At 65.4% G+C, this 16,067-nt stretch carries 17 protein-coding genes and 1 other RNA gene; 8 read left to right on the forward strand and 10 right to left on the reverse strand.

What is annotated here, in order from left to right; genetic code table 11:
- Positions 1–12 precede the first annotated feature (12 nt).
- Both nudC and I6F17_RS20915 read right to left on the reverse strand, forming a co-directional pair.
- The gene (gene nudC, locus I6F17_RS20910) at positions 13–957 is read right to left on the reverse strand and encodes an NAD(+) diphosphatase (RefSeq protein ID WP_225124318.1); all 945 of its coding nucleotides are present in this window, start codon (positions 955–957) and stop codon (positions 13–15) included.
- Between the two features lie 10 nt (positions 958–967).
- The gene (locus I6F17_RS20915) at positions 968–1,387 is read right to left on the reverse strand and encodes an HIT family protein (RefSeq protein ID WP_036041788.1); all 420 of its coding nucleotides are present in this window, start codon (positions 1,385–1,387) and stop codon (positions 968–970) included.
- A gap of 200 nt (positions 1,388–1,587) precedes the next feature.
- Between I6F17_RS20915 and ffs the strand changes: the two genes are divergently transcribed.
- The 5 genes from ffs to I6F17_RS20940 all read left to right on the forward strand — a co-directional run bounded on the left by ffs (position 1,588) and on the right by I6F17_RS20940 (position 5,028).
- An RNA gene (ffs, locus tag I6F17_RS20920) (signal recognition particle sRNA small type) lies at positions 1,588–1,684 on the forward strand.
- A gap of 95 nt (positions 1,685–1,779) precedes the next feature.
- Positions 1,780–3,615, forward strand: a complete 1,836-nt coding sequence (locus I6F17_RS20925) for a DNA polymerase III subunit gamma/tau (protein WP_225124319.1) — start codon at positions 1,780–1,782, stop codon at positions 3,613–3,615.
- Between the two features lie 26 nt (positions 3,616–3,641).
- Positions 3,642–3,962 carry a YbaB/EbfC family nucleoid-associated protein gene (locus I6F17_RS20930; protein ID WP_036014105.1) on the forward strand — a complete coding sequence of 107 codons (321 nt, stop codon included), beginning with the start codon at positions 3,642–3,644 and terminating at the stop codon, positions 3,960–3,962.
- A 1-nt stretch (position 3,963) separates the two neighbouring features.
- Positions 3,964–4,566, forward strand: coding sequence for a recombination mediator RecR (gene recR, locus I6F17_RS20935; protein WP_036026497.1), 603 nt, complete (start codon positions 3,964–3,966; stop codon positions 4,564–4,566).
- Positions 4,567–4,593: 27 nt separating this feature from the next.
- A complete protein-coding gene (locus tag I6F17_RS20940; RefSeq protein ID WP_036041781.1) occupies positions 4,594–5,028 on the forward strand; it encodes a hypothetical protein in 435 nt (144 codons plus the stop codon).
- A 134-nt stretch (positions 5,029–5,162) separates the two neighbouring features.
- Here the strand turns inward: I6F17_RS20940 and I6F17_RS20945 are convergent, their stop codons facing one another.
- From I6F17_RS20945 to rmuC, 3 genes are all read right to left on the reverse strand, one after another.
- Positions 5,163–6,524: an MFS transporter gene (locus tag I6F17_RS20945; RefSeq protein WP_225124320.1), complete on the reverse strand. Its 1,362-nt coding sequence runs from the start codon at positions 6,522–6,524 to the stop codon at positions 5,163–5,165.
- Between the two features lie 194 nt (positions 6,525–6,718).
- Positions 6,719–7,021, reverse strand: coding sequence for a GIY-YIG nuclease family protein (locus I6F17_RS20950; protein ID WP_225124321.1), 303 nt, complete (start codon positions 7,019–7,021; stop codon positions 6,719–6,721).
- A gap of 133 nt (positions 7,022–7,154) precedes the next feature.
- Positions 7,155–8,351, reverse strand: coding sequence for a DNA recombination protein RmuC (rmuC, locus tag I6F17_RS20955; RefSeq protein ID WP_225124322.1), 1,197 nt, complete (start codon positions 8,349–8,351; stop codon positions 7,155–7,157).
- A 169-nt stretch (positions 8,352–8,520) separates the two neighbouring features.
- On the opposite strand from rmuC, the gene def reads away from it, so the two are divergent.
- From def to truA, 3 genes are all read left to right on the forward strand, one after another.
- A complete protein-coding gene (def, locus tag I6F17_RS20960) occupies positions 8,521–9,048 on the forward strand; it encodes a peptide deformylase (protein ID WP_036041776.1) in 528 nt (175 codons plus the stop codon).
- A gap of 137 nt (positions 9,049–9,185) precedes the next feature.
- Complete coding sequence (fmt, locus tag I6F17_RS20965) at positions 9,186–10,109, forward strand: methionyl-tRNA formyltransferase (protein WP_225124323.1); 924 nt, start codon at positions 9,186–9,188, stop codon at positions 10,107–10,109.
- Positions 10,110–10,247: 138 nt separating this feature from the next.
- Positions 10,248–10,985: a tRNA pseudouridine(38-40) synthase TruA gene (truA, locus tag I6F17_RS20970; protein ID WP_225124441.1), complete on the forward strand. Its 738-nt coding sequence runs from the start codon at positions 10,248–10,250 to the stop codon at positions 10,983–10,985.
- Positions 10,986–11,157: 172 nt separating this feature from the next.
- Here the strand turns inward: truA and dapE are convergent, their stop codons facing one another.
- The 5 genes from dapE to I6F17_RS20995 all read right to left on the reverse strand — a co-directional run bounded on the left by dapE (position 11,158) and on the right by I6F17_RS20995 (position 15,919).
- Positions 11,158–12,324: a succinyl-diaminopimelate desuccinylase gene (dapE, locus tag I6F17_RS20975; RefSeq protein ID WP_225124324.1), complete on the reverse strand. Its 1,167-nt coding sequence runs from the start codon at positions 12,322–12,324 to the stop codon at positions 11,158–11,160.
- The gene (locus I6F17_RS20980) at positions 12,321–12,965 is read right to left on the reverse strand and encodes a DUF805 domain-containing protein (protein WP_225124325.1); all 645 of its coding nucleotides are present in this window, start codon (positions 12,963–12,965) and stop codon (positions 12,321–12,323) included. The genes dapE and I6F17_RS20980 overlap by 4 nt, the downstream gene beginning before the upstream one ends.
- Positions 12,966–13,112: 147 nt before the next feature.
- Positions 13,113–13,958 (reverse strand): 2,3,4,5-tetrahydropyridine-2,6-dicarboxylate N-succinyltransferase, encoded by an 846-nt coding sequence (gene dapD, locus I6F17_RS20985; protein ID WP_057027810.1) that lies wholly within the window; start codon positions 13,956–13,958, stop codon positions 13,113–13,115.
- A 267-nt stretch (positions 13,959–14,225) separates the two neighbouring features.
- Complete coding sequence (locus I6F17_RS20990; protein ID WP_225124326.1) at positions 14,226–14,918, reverse strand: pyrimidine 5'-nucleotidase; 693 nt, start codon at positions 14,916–14,918, stop codon at positions 14,226–14,228.
- A gap of 14 nt (positions 14,919–14,932) precedes the next feature.
- Positions 14,933–15,919: a DUF1036 domain-containing protein gene (locus I6F17_RS20995; RefSeq protein ID WP_225124442.1), complete on the reverse strand. Its 987-nt coding sequence runs from the start codon at positions 15,917–15,919 to the stop codon at positions 14,933–14,935.
- Between the last annotated feature and the right edge of the window lie 148 nt (positions 15,920–16,067).

Below are 16,067 nucleotides of genomic sequence, written 5' to 3' on the forward strand. Positions count from 1 at the left end.
CGTCGGCTCGGCTCAGGCGCTGCTCTTGTCGTGCACCCAGCGGCCGAGCAGATGATGGGCGATCGCGAACGGATGCGGGCCGGCCAACCCGTCCGGGTGCGTCCGCGTCAGCATCTTCGCCGCCTCCTCGCGCGTGAACCAGCGCGCGTCTTCCAGCTCCATCCGATCGACGACGATGTCCTCGTTCAGCGCCTGCGCGCTGCAGCCGATCATCAGCGACGACGGATAGGGCCAGGGCTGGGTCATGTAGTATTGCACGTCGGTGCAGCGGATCCCGGACTCTTCAAAGATTTCTCGGCGCACCGCGTCCTCGATGGTCTCGGCAGCCTCGACGAAGCCGGCGAGGCAGGAATACATCCCTGCCGGAAACTGCTTCTGGCGTCCGAGCAGGCACTTGTCGCCAGACGCCACCAGCATGATCACGACCGGATCGGTGCGCGGAAAATGCTCGGCCTTGCAACTCGGGCAGTCGCGCTTCCAGCCGCCTTCCTTCATGCTGGTGCGTACGCCGCAATTGGCGCAATAGCCGTGGCGCTGATGCCATCCCACCATCGACTTCGCCATCGCGACGGCCGAGAGCTCCTCGGGCGGGATCGCGCCCTGCATCGCCATGCCGCGCAGCTCGGTCACGGTATAATCCTCGCGGCCGACCAGCTTCTCGGCGGCGGCCTGCGACAGGCCCATGCCGAACACGGCCGCACCGTCGCGAAGCCCGAGGAACACCGTGCCGGGATTGGCGCCGCATTTCAGCGCCTCGTCGATTCCGAGTAGCGCCCGCACCTTGTCGCCCTCGCGCTTCACCAGCAGCGAGTCGCGATAGACCACATAGGCGTGCGAGGACGGCTTCTGCTCCAGCGCGAACAGCTTTTCGTCGTCGCGGCGCAGATGCGCGGCGCGGTCGAGGACGTTGGTGACGAAGGCCGGCTGCCCCAGCGGAAACGCGTTGAATGCTGACATTATTGTTCTTTCAACCCAACCAGATCTTGCGGCGAAGCGCGCTGATGAAATTCTGAACCTCCGCGGCGTCATGCGCCAGCGGCGGCATCACGCCCCACACCGGCCGCGGCCAGGCCGCGTCACTGGTGCGGCGCGCGATGATGTGGACGTGCAGCTGCGGCACGAGGTTGCCGAGCGCGGCGATGTTGAGCTTGTCGCATTTGGTGATCTCCTTCAGCGCGCGCGAGACGCGGGAGATCTCCGTCATCAGCTGCGCCTGCTGCACCTCGTCGAGATCGATGATCTCGACCGTGTCGGCGCGCCGCGGCACCAGCAGCAGCCAGGGATAATGCGCGTCCTTGATGACCAGCACCTTCGACAGCGGCAGGTCGCCGATATCGATGGTGTCCTCTTTCAGGCGGGAGTGCAGCGACCAGGCGGGTTCGGGCATGAAGGCTTCTCTGGATTGATTCTTACCGTCGCAGAGACCACGCCCCCAGACAACATGCGTATGCGCCGTGGTCCTTATGCGCCGGACCCGGTGGGACAGGCCGAATGAGGGCGAATTCGGCGCCGGAAGTCCTCAAGCGCCGTCGGAACAGCCCCAGACCCCGCTTGCTTTCCGCTCCCTTTGGCCCCAAATAGGCACCGGGAGATTGGCGGTGGACGAGCCACTCGCCAACCGGGTCAGGTCCGGAAGGAAGCAGCCCTAACGAGGTCCGGATCGGGTCGCTCGTCAGTCTCCTACCTGTTTTTCGAGCGAACCAGCGCCGGCGGCACCAGCCGCCAGCGCGCTCCTTTCCGCAAAAGCCGGCCACGAGACATTTCATTGCGGATCGACCGATGACCGACGCTGGCGCCCCTCCCGATCCCGACAGCGCCGGCCAGGCCGGCAACGCGCCCTACCGGGTGCTGGCGCGCAAATACCGCCCATCCTCGTTCGACGACCTGATCGGCCAGGAGGCCGTGGTCCGCACAGTCTCCAATGCGTTCGAGACCGGCCGCATTCCGCAGGCCTGGATTCTCACCGGCGTCCGCGGGGTCGGTAAGACCACCACCGCGCGCATTCTCGCCCGCGCACTCAACTACGAGATGCCGGATGGATCGGTGAAGGGGCCGACCATCCACATGCCGACGTTGGGAGTTCATTGCCAAGCGATCATGGAAAGCCGGCACATGGACGTGCTGGAGATGGACGCGGCCTCGCATACCGGCGTCGACGACGTCCGCCAGATCAATGACAGCGTGCGCTATGCCCCGGCCAGCGCCCGCTACAAGGTCTACATCATCGACGAAGTCCACATGCTGTCGACGGCGGCGTTCAACGCCTTCCTGAAGACGCTGGAGGAACCGCCCGAGCACGCCAAGTTCGTGTTCGCGACGACGGAGATCCGCAAGGTTCCGGTCACCGTGCTGTCGCGCTGCCAGCGCTTCGACCTGCGCCGCGTCGAGGCCGACGTGCTGATGAAGCACCTCGCCAGCATTGCGGCGAAGGAAAACGTCGAGATCGAGCCGGAAGCGCTCGGCATCATCGCGCGCGCCGCGGAGGGCTCGGTGCGCGATTCGCTGTCGCTGCTCGACCAGGCGATCGCGCATGCGGCAGGGCAGGTGAAGGCCGATGCCGTCAGGCAGATGCTGGGCCTTGCCGACCGCACCCGGGTCATCGACCTGTTCGAGTCGCTGGCGCGCGGCGACATCGCGTCCGCCTTCAAGGAGTTCCGCGACCAATACGATGTCGGCGCCGATCCCATCGTCGTGCTCTCGGACCTCGCCGAGTTCGTCAATTTCGTCACCCGTGTGAAGGTCATCCCGGCGACCGCCGACAACGTCGCCTATGGCGAGACCGAGCGGGTGCGCGCCAAGGAGTTCGCCTCCAAGATCTCGATGCGCGTGCTGTCGCGGATGTGGCAGATGCTGCTCAAGGGCATCGCCGAGGTGCAGGGTGCAACGCGCCCCGCGGCCGCGGCCGAAATGGTGCTGGTGCGCATCGCCTATGTCGCCGACCTGCCGACGCCCGACGAAGCGATCAGAATGCTCGAGCAGAACGGCGGCGGCTCGCCGGTCGTGAACGGCGGAAGTAGCGCGCGGAGCGGCGCGCCGGCCGCGCCGGTTGCCTCCGCGGCGCCGATGTCGGCTGCGCCCGTGCGCATGCCAACAGCCTCGGCTCCAGCGTTTGGCGGTGGCGCCCGGTCGCAGATGGCGGCGCCCGCGCCGGATACGCAAGGGGCGGCGCCCCAGCTGCGCATCGCGAGCTTCACGCAGCTGGTTGCGCTCGCAGGGCAGAAGCGCGACATCATGACCAAGAGCGCGCTCGAAGGCGACATGCGCCTCGTCCGTTTCGAGGAGGGGCGGCTGGAAGTCGCGCTCGAGCCCAACGCTTCCAAGACCATGATCTCGGAACTTGCGAAGAAGTTCGAGCTGTGGACCGGCCGCCGCTGGACCGTGATCGTCTCCAACGAGCAGGGCCAGCCGACTTTGCGCTCGGTGAACCAGGCGGCCAAGCAGGAGCATGCCCGTACCGCGGAAGCCGATCCGCGCGTGCAGGAGGTGCTGTCGCGTTTCCCCGGCGCCAAAGTCGTCGAGGTCCGCAGGCTTGCTCCCGAGACGCCGGAAACCGATATTAACGCCGACTATGGCAGCGACGATCCGCCCGACGGTTCCGACGGCGACGATCTCTGAACCATTCTTTCCAAGGACACGCACCCATGGCTGATTTTCTCGGCATGATGAAACAGGCGGCGCAGCTGCAATCCAAGATGCAGGAGATGCAGGACCAGCTCGCCAACGTCGAGGTCGAAGGCATTTCCGGCGGCGGTCTCGTCGCCGTGCGCATGACCGCGAAGATGGACGTCAAGAGCATCAAGATCGATCCTTCGCTGATGAAGGCCGAGGAGCGCGAGGTGCTGGAAGACCTGCTCGTCACCGCCCTCGCTGATGCGCGCCGCAAGGCCGAGACCGCCATGCAGGAGAAGATGCAGGCCCTCACCGGCGGGCTCGGCCTGCCGCCGGGGCTGTTCGGCCAATAAAATGGGCGCTGTTGCAGGTCCCGAGATCGAGCGGCTGGTCCAGCTGCTCGCGCGGCTGCCGGGCCTCGGTCCGCGCTCGGCGCGGCGCGCGGCGCTGCATCTGATCAAGAAGCGTGAAGCACTGATGATGCCGTTGTCGAGCGCCTTGCAGGTGGCGCTGGACAAGGTCCAGGTCTGCAAGACCTGCGGCAACATCGACACGCAAAACCCCTGCACCGTCTGCACCGATCCGAAGCGCGATCCTGCCATCATCGTCGTCGTCGCCGACGTCGCCGACCTCTGGGCGCTGGAGCGGGCCAATGCGACCCAGGGGCGCTATCATGTGCTCGGCGCGACATTGTCGCCGCTCGACGGCGTCGGCCCGCAGGACCTCACCATCGACGCGCTGGTGGCGCGCGCGCATGATTCGCAAGTGCATGAAATCATCCTGGCGCTGAATGCGACGGTGGACGGCCAGACCACAGCGCATTACATCACCGACCTGCTTCAGGACGCCAATGTGAAGGTGACGCGGCTCGCCCACGGGGTTCCCGTCGGCGGCGAGCTTGATTATCTCGATGAAGGTACGCTATCGGCTGCGATGCGGCAGCGTACCCTGTTCTAGCCATCCAGACTTTACGGAACGGACGACATGACGAAACTTTTCGCCACGCGATGGGCTTTGGTCGCAACGATGCTGATGCTGGTGACCCCGGCCATCTCGGCGCAGCAGGGCGACGCGGCGCTGCCGCCGTCCAAGCCCGGCAAGCCGATCAACACTGGCGATGTGCTCTCCGGCGAGCTCAACGCGATGAAGGTGCGCGACGTCAAGAACGGCAAGCGCGTCGCGACCTACCAGATCACGTCGGAACCGCGCCGCCTGCCGCCGCCGAACGGGCTCTGCAATCTCGAAACCGGCCCCGAGACGTTCCAGCTCGTCACCTCCAGCGAGGCGCAGGCCGCCCAGCTGAAATCCTTCGTCGGCAAGGAGATCTCCGTGAAGGTGGACGAGGTCGCCTGCGCCAGCGATCCCGGCCAGATGAGCGAGGCCGTGATCACGAAGTGGAGCCTGATCAAGAAGCAGTAGGGGTGGAGTCGTCTCCCCGATTCCGGTGTCATCGCCCGCGAAGGCGGGCGATCCAGTACGCCTCAGCTTCTCGGTCGATCACGACTGTCTCGGAGTACTGGATGCCCCGCCTTCGCGGGGCATGACAGGGGTGCCTACACCCGCACCGGCCCCAGTGCCTCGAAATGCCCGCGCTTCTGCAAGTACGCCAGCAGCATCAGGCTCGGGATGGCGACGAGGACGGAGATCGCGAAGAACATCGGCCACCCCGTCGCTTTCGCCAGATAGCCTGCGCCCGACGACAAATAGGTCCGTCCTACCGCGGCGAGCGCCGTCAGCAGTGCATATTGGGTCGCCGTGTGCAGCGGGTTCTGGCACAGCGCCGAGAGATAGGCGACGAAGATCACGGTGCCGATGGCGTTGCAGAAATTGTCGGAGGTGATCGCGAGGGTCAGCGCCCATTCGTTGACGCCGACAATCGCAAGCCACGAGAACGACAAATTGGACATCGCCTGCACGATGCCGCCGATCCACAGGCTGGTCGCGAGCGAATAGCGTCGGGCCACGAAGCCGCCGGCAAAGCCGCCGGCCAGGGTCGCGATGATGCCGACGCCTTTGACGATCACGGCATAGTCGTTCCGCGTGAAGCCGATATCGATGACGAACGGCACGGTCATATTGCCGGAGAACGCGTCGGTGAACTTGAACAGCACGACGAAGGCGAGCACGACCCATGCTTCCTTGCGTCGCAGGAATTCCGAGAACGCGCCCAGCGCCGCATGGAACACCCGCGTGAGCGCGCCCTCGTCCTGCGTGGCGGCCTCGGCGCGCGCGGATTGTGCGGGCTCGGTGGCGGCGAGCGCAGTCACCGTGCCGATCAGCACCAGAGCCGCCATCACCACATAGCCCCACATCCAGGCGGCCCCACGAGGGACGATCGCCTCGAAGCCGGTGACGATGAACAGGGCGCCTGCAGTCGAGACCAACATGCCGATGCGATAGGCCGCGACATAGGCGGCCATGCCGGCGGCCTGCTCGCTCTCGGGCAGGCTCTCGACGCGGAAAGCGTCGACCACGATGTCCTGCGTCGAGGACATCGTCGCGACCAGCAGCGCGCCGAGCGCGACAAGCAGTGGCGAACGTGCCGGATCGGTCAGCGCCAACAGCAGAATCGCGCCGATCAGCAGCAGTTGCGCAAACACCAGCCACCCGCGGCGACGTCCGAAGGCCTGCGTGAAGAACGGCACATGCAGCGCATCGACCAGCGGCGCCCACAGGAATTTGAGCGTGTATGGCGTTCCAACCAGCGCAAACAGCCCGATCGTTCCAAGATCGACCCCGGCCTCGGCCATCCACACCAGCAGCGTCGAGCCCGACAGCGCCAGCGGCAGCCCCGAGGAGAAGCCGAGAAACAGCACAATCAGCACCCGCGGCTGCAGGTAAACGGCAAGGCTGTCGCGCCAGGAGGGCGAGGCGATGGAAGTCGCGGCGGGGGAGGTCGCGTCGGGTGCGGTCATGGCGCGGTGTTAGCAGATTCTGGGGGAAAAGACTCTCGCGGTAGCTGGTGAGACGGGAGAGCTTCCAACACGCTCGGTGTCATCGTCCGCGAAGGCGGACGATCCAGTACTCCGCGGCGTCTCGGTTCAACCGCACGGGCTGCGGAATACTGGATGCCCCGCCTTCGCGGGGCATGACATTGAGCATGACGCCATCATGATGGTCCGGCTATCCCAGGATAGAGGTCATCCCAGTTTGGGTTATGCTGCTCGATCAAGCGGACCTTCCAGGCCCTATTCCACTTCTTCAACCGCTTCTCCCGCTTGATCGCATTCTCGGGATCGTCGAACTGCTCGAAGTAGACAAGTCGGGCGACGTCGTACTTTTCCGTGAAGCTTTCGATGACCTTCAACCTGTGCTGCGCCACCCGGCGGATGAGATCGTTCGTCACGCCGATATAGAGCGTGCCGCCAATTCGGCTGGCGAGAATGTACACGTAGTACTGGCGTGGATCCATCTTCGCCTTCCATTCCGCCGTCATCGTCCGCGAAGGCGGGCGATCCAGTAAACACCGGCACGTCGGCTTAACAACGATCGTCACGGCGTACTGGGTGCCCCGCCTTCGCGGGGCACGACAGTGTGCCCTAGTCTCACTCCCCCGCCTGGAGCTTGCGCGGAAACAGCTCTGCCGCTCCCGTCGCCACCAGGCGCGGTGCCTCCGGCGCATCGCTCTTGCTGAAATCGAGCTCCTCGATTCGCCCTGCGCGCTTCTCGATCTTGTCGGCGGAGATCAGCACCTGGCGGACGTCCTCGTTCACGTCGGCAAAATGCTTTTGCAGCTTGAGCACGCGGTCGCGCAGGCGCCCCAAATCGTCGCCGAGCTTGATCACTTCGGTGCGGATCTGGTCGGCGGCGTCGCGCATGCGCGCGTCTTTCATGATCTGCTGCATCACCTGGATCGCGAGCATCAACAGCGAGGGCGACACCAGCACGACGCGGGCGCGATAGGCCTTCTGGATCACGTCGTCGAAGCCGTCATGGATCTCGGCGTAGACCGATTCCGACGGCACGAACATCAGCGCCATCTCCTGGGTCTCGCCGGTGACGAGGTATTTTTCCGCGATGTCGCTGACATGCTTCATCACGTCGCCGCGCAGCCGCTGCGTGGCAACGCGCCGCTCCTCGTCGGTGCGGGCGTCGTGCAGCGCCGTCATCGCCTCCAGCGGAAACTTCGCGTCGATGCAGAGCGGGCGCTGGTCGGGCAGGAACACGACGCAGTCCGGCCGTTTTCCGGTCGAGAGCGTGAACTGGAACTCGTAGGAGCCCTTGGGCAGACCGTCCTGGACGATCGCCTCCATCCGCGCCTGGCCGAAGGCGCCGCGCGACTGCTTGTTGGCGAGTACGTCGCGCAGAGTGGTCACCTGCGTGGTGAGGTCGGTGAGGTTCTTGTGCGCGTTGTCGATGATGCCGAGCCGTTCATGCAGCGCGCGCAGGCTCTCCATGGTGTTGCGGGTCGAATGTTCCATGGACTGGCCGACCCGATGCGTCACCGAATCAAGCCGCTCGTTGACCGCCCGCGCCATCTCGGCCTGGCGTCCCGCCAGCGCCTGGGTCATGGCGTCGACCCGCCCCGAGGCCTCGCTCTGGGCGTGCAGCACCTGGGCGAGCCGCTCCTCGAGCTCGTCGGCACGGATTGCGTTCGCCATGGCGAGTTCCGCGCCACGCCGCCCCGAGCGCGCGATCACAACCGCAATCACAACCAGCAGGATGAGGACGAGCGCACCGAAGCCGATCAGCGCATCGACGATGCGCACCGGCCAGTCGCCCAGCACAATGATCTCGTTCATGCCGCCTTGTAGCCGATTCGCTGCGCTCTCGCGAACGAAGAGGGAACATTCTGGGTTAACCGGGCCCTAATTTTCATGGTTAATGAAAGGTGAAGTTTTATGGTTAGCGAGGGGTTAAGGGGTTCCGGGCCGCATTGACCGCATCCGGCGCGCGGCTTAAATCGCGGCCATGGCCCTCAGAGAAATCATCATCCTGCCCGACAAGCAGTTGCGCCTGGTCTCCAAGCCGATCGAGAAGGTCACGGCGGAGATCCGCAAGCTTGCCGACGACATGTTCGAGACCATGTACGACGCGCCCGGCATCGGGCTCGCGGCGATCCAGGTCGCGCAGCCGCTGCGCCTGATCACCATGGACCTCGCCAAGCGCGACGAGAACGGCGAGACCAAGCCGCTGCCGCGCGTCTTCATCAACCCCGAGATCATCGCCTCGTCCGAGGAACTGTCGGTCTACGAGGAAGGCTGCCTCTCGATCCCGGAATATTACGAGGAGGTCGAGCGTCCCGCGAAGGTGCGCGTGCGCTTCACCGATCTCGACGGCAAGGTGCACGAGGAAGATGCCGAAGGGCTCTACGCCACCTGCATCCAGCACGAGATCGACCATCTCAACGGCGTGCTGTTCGTCGACTATCTGTCGAAGCTCAAGCGCGACCGCGTCATGAAGAAGTTCGAGAAAGCCGCCAAGCGCGCGGCGGAGTGATAATTCCTCCGCCCGTCATGCCCGGGCTTGTCCCGGGCATCCACGTTCTTTGCCGCCGCGAGCAGGACGAACGTGGATGGCCGGGACAAGCCCGGCCATGACGAGTACCTTGCTCGTTTCAAGGATTGTCTCGTCAAATGCCCCTCCGCCTCATCTTCATGGGCACGCCCGATTTCTCCGTGCCGACGCTGCTCGAGCTGGTCGCGCATGGCCACGAGATCGTGGCGGTCTACACCCGCGCGCCGAAGCCGGGCGGCCGGCGCGGCCTGCAATTGCAGCCGACCCCGGTCGAGGAAGCCGCGCGAAAGCTCGGCATTCCCGTGCTGACGCCGAAGACGTTGAAGACCGAGCAGGCGCTGGCGGAGTTCCGCGCGTTTGATGCGGATGCGGCCGTCGTCGTCGCCTATGGCATGATCCTGCCGCAGGCGATCCTCGATGCGCCAAAACTCGGCTGCTACAATCTGCACGCATCGCTGTTGCCGCGCTGGCGCGGCGCCGCGCCGATCAACCGCGCCATCATGGCTGATGATGCCGAGAGCGGCGTGATGGTGATGAAGATGGATGTCGGCTTAGATACCGGCGACGTCGCCATGGCCGAGCGCATCACGATCACCGACAACATGACCGCGCTCGACCTGCACGATCGTCTGTCCCGCCTTGGCGCCGACCTGATGGTGCGCGCGATGGCCGCGCTCGAACGCGGCGGGCTCCAGCTCAAGGCGCAGAGCGCGGACGGCGTCACCTACGCCGCCAAGATCGAGAAGGCGGAGACGCGGATCGACTGGACCAGGCCCGCGCGCGCGGTGCTGCGCCACGTCCATGGCCTCTCGCCCTTCCCCGGCGCCTGGAGCGAGCTTGACGATGCCCGCGTCAAAATCCTGCGTTGCGAGTTGGCGCAAGGCGCCGGCGCGCCTGGCGAAATGCTCGACGATCAGCTTACCGTCGCCTGCGGCGACGGCGCCATCCGCATCATCGAGCTGCAGCGCGAGGGCAAGGCCCGCATGCAGGCCGCGGACTTCCTGCGCGGCGTGCCGTTAAAGGCGGGATCCAAATTCACCTGACACTGTCATACCCCGCGAAGGCGGGGTATCCAGTACGCCGAGGCTTCTCGGCTAATCGGATAGGCTGCGGATTACTGGATTGTCCGCCCCAGTGCGCAACAGCGCACAAGGCGGGCAATGACGACGAAACTGGACACGATGCCCCGCTACAAGCTCACCATCGAATATGACGGCGCGCCGTTCTTCGGCTGGCAGGTGCAGGACACGCTGCCGTCGGTGCAGGGCGCGCTGCAAGCCGCGGTGAAGGCGATGACCGGGGCGGATCTGCGCGTGCACGGTGCCGGCCGCACCGATGCCGGCGTGCATGCACGCGGCCAAGTCGCCCATGTCGACGTCGACAAGCAGTTTCCGCCGGGCCGTTTTCGCGACGGGCTCAACGCGCATCTGCGCCCGCATCCGATCGCGGTGCTCGAGGCCGAGATCGTGCCCGACGATTTCGAGGCGCGCTTCTCGGCGGTCAAGCGCCACTACCGCTATCGCATCGTCAACACTCGCGCCAATCTCGCGCTCGATGTCGGCCACGCCTGGCGCGTGCCGCGCAAGCTCGATGCCGACGCAATGCACGCGGCGGCGCAGCGCCTGCTCGGCAAGCACGATTTCACCACCTTTCGCGACACCGAGTGCCAAGCCAAATCGCCGGAGAAGACGCTCGACCAGCTGGACGTGATCCGCGATGGCCGCGAGATCAACGTCATCACCTCGGCGCGCTCGTTCCTGCACAGCCAGGTGCGCTCGATGGTGGGATCCCTGGTCTGGGTCGGCGAGGGCCGCTGGACCGCCGACGATCTCTCCGCCGCACTCAAAGCCCGCAACCGCACCGCCTGCGGCATCGTCGCCCCGCCTGAGGGGCTGTATTTGATGAAGGTGGATTATTAGGCGAGCGGCGCAGAGAGTGGGCATGCTCTCGCCAAACCTCGGTGTCATGCCCCGGCTTGACCGGGCATCCAGTACGCCGCGGCCTCTCGGCTCAATCACTGCCGTCTCTGGAATACTGGATCGCCCGGTCAAGCCGGGCGATGACGGTCGTGTTTGTGGAGGCAACACTGCCTCAAGCAAAATACCGCGCCAAAATCCCGCGATACACCTTCGTCAGCCTCTCCAGATCCGCCACCGGCACGCGCTCGTCGACCTGGTGCATGGTCTGCCCGACCAGGCCGAACTCGATCACGGGGCAATAGCTTGAAATAAACCGCGCATCCGACGTGCCGCCTGAGGTCGAGAGCTCGGGCTTGCGCCCCGTCACCTCCTCGATCGCGGAGACCGCGAGATCGGTGAACGGACCCGGCTTGGTCACGAACACGTTCGAGTTCGAGGGCTCCCAGACGATGCGGGCCTTGATGCGGTTGCCGCAGGCTTTGGCGAGACGCGTCTCCACCAATTCACGCAAGCTCGCCTGGGTGTGGTTGTCGTTGTAGCGGATGTTGAATCTTGCGCGGGCCTCGCCGGGGATGACGTTGAAGGCCTTGTTGCCGACGTCGACCGAGACGAATTCGAGATTGGACGCCTGGAATTGCGCGCTGCCATGGTCGAGCGGCTCGTCGGAGATCGCGACGATCAGCCGCGAGATATCAGGCACCGGATTGGAGGCGCGGTGCGGATAGGCGACGTGGCCCTGCACGCCGTCGATGACGAGCGTGCCGGATTGCGAGCCGCGCCGGCCGATCTTGATGGTGTCGCCGAGCGTCTCGACGTTGGAGGGCTCGCCGAGCACGCAATGGTCGAATTTCTCGCCGCGCTCGGCGGCCCATTTCAGCAGCTTGATGGTGCCGTTGATGGAGACGTCTTCCTCGTCGCCCGTGATCAGGAACGAGATCGAGCCCGCACCGTCCTCGCGCGGCTTGCCGTTATTGGCAGCGAGATGCTCCAGCACCGCGGCGACCGAGCAGGCGATGCCGCCCTTCATATCGACCGCGCCGCGGCCATGCAGCACGCCCTCCTTCACCTCTCCGGAGAACGCCCCGACGCTCCAGGCGCTCTCGTCGCCGGGCGGCACCACATCGGTGTGGCCAGCAAAGGTGATGTGCGGACTTTCCGTGCCGATCCGCGCATAGAGATTGTCGACGTCGGCGGTGCCAGGCTCGCTGAAGGTCACGCGGTGACAGGTGAAGCCGGCAGCGCCCAGGATTTTTTCGAGCACCCCGAGCGCGCCGGCATCGGCCGGAGTGACTGAAGGGCAACGGATCAGGTCGCGGGCAATGGAGAGAGCATCGGTCATGCGCCCCGCTTAACATGCATGCCGCCGGGTGGGCTAGCGCTGGGCGGAACAATTTCGATCTCGCGGCCCTGGTCCCAGCTCTTCGCAGGCGGCGAGGCGGGCGTGGACTCATACGCGATCCCGGCCAGCGGATCAGGCCCGAACCGGTTATCGCCGACAGTGCCGGGCACGCAGAGCATCTCGACGAGACCCCACAGCCACAGCATCGAAGCGGCGAGGTTGAAAAGAAGCATCACATTGGTGTCGGGGAGCAGGTCCGAGAACTGGTTGAAGAGGCCGGGCACGACGAAAAACGGAACGAGCCACCAGCCGCTCCTGTCACGGTCCTGCAGCCGCTTGATCGCCGTTGCCAGATAGACCCACAGGAACAGCGACATGCCGAGTGCCCTCAGGATCAGGGGCGCGCGGTCGGTAGACGCGAGTGAAGGGTGTTCCCGGGGATCGGCCAGCTTGAACAGATCGCCAAGGCCGAAATCGAGCTTGAGCGAGAGCTTCAACGATCCGTCGGCATTGGGCAGATGAATGATCTGACCGATCACCTCCAGCAAGCCTGCCAGCAGCGCAACGATCAGCAGCGCCTGCCACAGCAGGGCGCGGTTGATGCGGCCGTCGAAGCGGAAGAGATACCAGGTCCGGTCCATGCGAGAAGCTCCAGGCAGGAGGGCCCGCCCGGACATTGGTCGCGATGGAGGGAAGGTGGGTTCGATCCCGGCCGGGAATGGTGAATAGCCAATCGCGAGTAGGGTGCGGGCCCTGTTCGCCACTGGCCATTCGCTACTCGCCTTGCATCAGTCCCGCAGCAGCTCGTTGATGCTGGTCTTCGACCGCGTGCGCTCGTCGACGCGCTTGACGATCACGGCGCAGGCGGTGCTCGGGCCGATCTGGCCGTTCTTCATCGGCTTGCCGGGCAGCGCGCCGGGCACCACGACGGAATATTCGGGCACTTCGCCCATGAAGACCTCGCCGGTCTCGCGGTCGACGATCTTGGTCGAGGCGCCCAGGAACACGCCCATCGCCAGCACCGCGCCCTTGCGCACGATCACGCCTTCGGCGACTTCCGAGCGCGCCCCGATGAAGCAATCGTCCTCGATGATGACCGGCTCGGCCTGCAGCGGCTCGAGCACGCCGCCGATGCCGGCGCCGCCCGAGATGTGCACGCGCTTGCCGATCTGCGCGCAGGAGCCGACGGTGGCCCAGGTGTCGACCATCGTGCTCTCATCGACATAGGCGCCGAGATTGACGAAGGACGGCATCAAGACGACGTTCTTGGCGATGAAGGCCGAGCGGCGCACGACCGCGCCCGGCACCGCGCGAAAACCGGCATCGCGAAAGCGGTTCGGGCCCCAGCCTTCGAACTTCGAGGGCACCTTGTCCCACCAGCTTGCCTTGCCGGGGCCGCCGCCAATGACGTCCATGTCGTTGAGGCGGAACGACAGCAGCACGGCCTTCTTCAGCCATTGATTGACCTTCCACTTGCCGTCGCTGCCGCGCTCGGCAACGCGCGCCTCGCCCTTGTCCAGGATCTCCAGCGACTGGTCGACGGCCTCGCGCACCTCGCCCTTGGTCGTGGTCGAGATGCCGTCACGCGCCTCGAAGGCGCTGTTGATGGTGGATTCGAGGGCTGCAAGGGACATCGGGATTTCCTCTGGGGAGCGCGTGGTTTCGCGCGAATTGGAGCGCTTTTTCGGGATTTGCAGGGGTGAAGTCAAGGCATAGTCCACCTTTGCCCATGCTCCGCTGTCGTCCCGAACAAGCGCGCCCTTAAGGCGCGCGCAGATCCGGGACCCATAACCACAGGCAGTCGTTTGGCGACGACTCGGAGTTATCGATCTCGCGCGACAACCACTCCCTGTGGTTATGGATCCCGGGTCTGCGCTTACGCTTGCCCGGGACGACGGCGGCTATTGGGGCGATAATCCCGCCAAAAACCCCGCCAGATCATCCGTGACGTGGTCGACATGGGCGGCGTCGCGGCCTTCCAGCTCCCAATCCTCGCGCACCACCTCCTTGGTGCCGTCGGGCACCACCAGCACCGTGGTCATGCCGAGCTGGTGCGGGACGGTGAGGTTGCGGGCGAGGTCCTCGAACATGGCGGCGCGGGTCGGATCGACCGCATGCTGGCCGAGGAACTTGCGGTAGGTCTGCTCCGCCGGCTTCGGTTCGAACTCGGCGGCGATGATGTCGAACACGCCGTCGAAATGGCCGGCGAAGCCGAGCCGCGCCAGCACGGCATCGACATGGTTGACCGAGCCGTTGGTGAGGATCAGCTTGCGCCCCGGCAGCTTTGCGATGGCCGCGCCGAGCGTCGGGTTCGGCTCCAGCGGCGAGTGGTCGATCTTGTGGACATAGGCGAGATAGTCGTCGGCGGAGACGCCGTGCAGGGTCATCATGCCGCGCATCGTGGTGCCGAAGCGCCGGTAATAGTCCTTCTGGATCGCCCGCGCTTCCTCCGGGCCGACATTCAGCCAGTTGCAGACGAACTCCCCGATCCGCGCATCGACCTGCTGCCACAGATTGACGTGATGCGGATAGAGCGTGTTGTCGAGGTCGAACACCCAGGTGTCGACATGGCTGAAGCTGCGGGGTGGGCTCATCACAAGTCTCTCGCTCACGGCACGGCAAAGCGCAGCGTCTTGCCGCCGCTCGACATGTCTACCGCGCCGAAGCCCGTTGGTGCAAAGCCGCGCGCGCCGCAATCGGTCTGCTCGCTGGTCTCGAACTTGGTCTCGCGTGTGCAGAGCTGCCTGTCGCCGCCCCAGTTCAGCGGCTTGTCCTTCAGCTTGACGGTTCGGTTGTCGGCGTCGACCGCTTCCGCGAAGCTGAAGATCTGCTTCGGCTGGCCTGATACATCGGGGTGCAGGCAGGTCTTGGGATCGATGCGATACCAGCCGCGGCTGGTCACCGCCTTGCCGTCGTCGGTCGCGATCGCCGCCATCACCTTGTGCGGCGTGTCGTTGCACCAGGTGAGGCCGGTCGCGGATGGCGTCTGCACCGCATCGACCATGGTCTTGAAGAAGTTTTGCGAGCCCACGATGTCGGACGACAAGCCTCGGCTCTTCAGGAATGCGGCCAGCGCGCTCTGCGTCTTCGGCCCGTCGACGCCATCGATCGGCGCGGCGTCGTAGCCTGCGATCACCAGGAGCCGCTGGATGCCGGCGAGGCGCGCCTGCTCGTCGTCATACTCGGAATCCTCGGCGAGATAAGCGACGAGGTTGCCGTCCGGGCTTTGCGTCGGCGTCACCTGCGTGAAGGGAACCTGGGTCTGGCCGCTGCGGCACTGCCGCGCCGCCGCGATGACGAAATTGTCCTGCGCGACGCACAGCATGTCGTTGCCGCTTTGCGGGATCGGGGACGCGCCGTAGACGCCGAGCGCGCGCGCGTTGAGCAGGATGCGGTCCGCGGTCAGCGTGCCCTGCACCACCACGCGGCAGGCGGCGGGATCGATCCTGAACCAGCCGCGCGTCGCGGTGGCCGCCTTGTCGTCGATGCCGATCGCGGCCTCGACCACATAGGACATGCGGTTGCAGATCTTGAGGTCGGCGATCGCCGGCGCCGAGGAGAAGAAGAAGGAGACGACGGCCGCCGGCAGCGTCATCAGGAAGCGGGTGAGCGGGGAGCGGCGATGTTTCGACTTTCTCCGGTCGTCATGGCCGGGCTTGTCCCGGCCATCCACGTCTCGCTTCGGCAAAGAAGGAACGTGGATGCCCGGGACAAGCCCGGGCATGACGCCCTCTCTTCTTCGC

The sequence above is a fragment of the Bradyrhizobium sp. NBAIM18 genome (assembly GCF_020193825.1).
GTDB classification, from domain to species: Bacteria; Pseudomonadota; Alphaproteobacteria; order Rhizobiales; family Xanthobacteraceae; genus Bradyrhizobium; species Bradyrhizobium yuanmingense.

What these genes read in the sequence shown, in the direction of transcription:
- nudC (WP_225124318.1), bottom strand. Translation starts at nt 957, where the DNA reads ATGTCAGCATTCAACGCGTTTCCGCTGGGGCAGCCGGCCTTCGTCACC.
- I6F17_RS20915 (WP_036041788.1), bottom strand. Translation starts at nt 1,387, where the DNA reads ATGCCCGAACCCGCCTGGTCGCTGCACTCCCGCCTGAAAGAGGACACC.
- I6F17_RS20925 (WP_225124319.1), top strand. Translation starts at nt 1,780, where the DNA reads ATGACCGACGCTGGCGCCCCTCCCGATCCCGACAGCGCCGGCCAGGCC.
- I6F17_RS20930 (WP_036014105.1), top strand. Translation starts at nt 3,642, where the DNA reads ATGGCTGATTTTCTCGGCATGATGAAACAGGCGGCGCAGCTGCAATCC.
- recR (WP_036026497.1), top strand. Translation starts at nt 3,964, where the DNA reads ATGGGCGCTGTTGCAGGTCCCGAGATCGAGCGGCTGGTCCAGCTGCTC.
- I6F17_RS20940 (WP_036041781.1), top strand. Translation starts at nt 4,594, where the DNA reads ATGACGAAACTTTTCGCCACGCGATGGGCTTTGGTCGCAACGATGCTG.
- I6F17_RS20945 (WP_225124320.1), bottom strand. Translation starts at nt 6,524, where the DNA reads ATGACCGCACCCGACGCGACCTCCCCCGCCGCGACTTCCATCGCCTCG.
- I6F17_RS20950 (WP_225124321.1), bottom strand. Translation starts at nt 7,021, where the DNA reads ATGGATCCACGCCAGTACTACGTGTACATTCTCGCCAGCCGAATTGGC.
- rmuC (WP_225124322.1), bottom strand. Translation starts at nt 8,351, where the DNA reads ATGAACGAGATCATTGTGCTGGGCGACTGGCCGGTGCGCATCGTCGAT.
- def (WP_036041776.1), top strand. Translation starts at nt 8,521, where the DNA reads ATGGCCCTCAGAGAAATCATCATCCTGCCCGACAAGCAGTTGCGCCTG.
- fmt (WP_225124323.1), top strand. Translation starts at nt 9,186, where the DNA reads ATGCCCCTCCGCCTCATCTTCATGGGCACGCCCGATTTCTCCGTGCCG.
- truA (WP_225124441.1), top strand. Translation starts at nt 10,248, where the DNA reads ATGCCCCGCTACAAGCTCACCATCGAATATGACGGCGCGCCGTTCTTC.
- dapE (WP_225124324.1), bottom strand. Translation starts at nt 12,324, where the DNA reads ATGACCGATGCTCTCTCCATTGCCCGCGACCTGATCCGTTGCCCTTCA.
- I6F17_RS20980 (WP_225124325.1), bottom strand. Translation starts at nt 12,965, where the DNA reads ATGGACCGGACCTGGTATCTCTTCCGCTTCGACGGCCGCATCAACCGC.
- dapD (WP_057027810.1), bottom strand. Translation starts at nt 13,958, where the DNA reads ATGTCCCTTGCAGCCCTCGAATCCACCATCAACAGCGCCTTCGAGGCG.
- I6F17_RS20990 (WP_225124326.1), bottom strand. Translation starts at nt 14,918, where the DNA reads ATGAGCCCACCCCGCAGCTTCAGCCATGTCGACACCTGGGTGTTCGAC.
- I6F17_RS20995 (WP_225124442.1), bottom strand. Translation starts at nt 15,919, where the DNA reads ATGACGCTGCCGGCGGCCGTCGTCTCCTTCTTCTTCTCCTCGGCGCCG.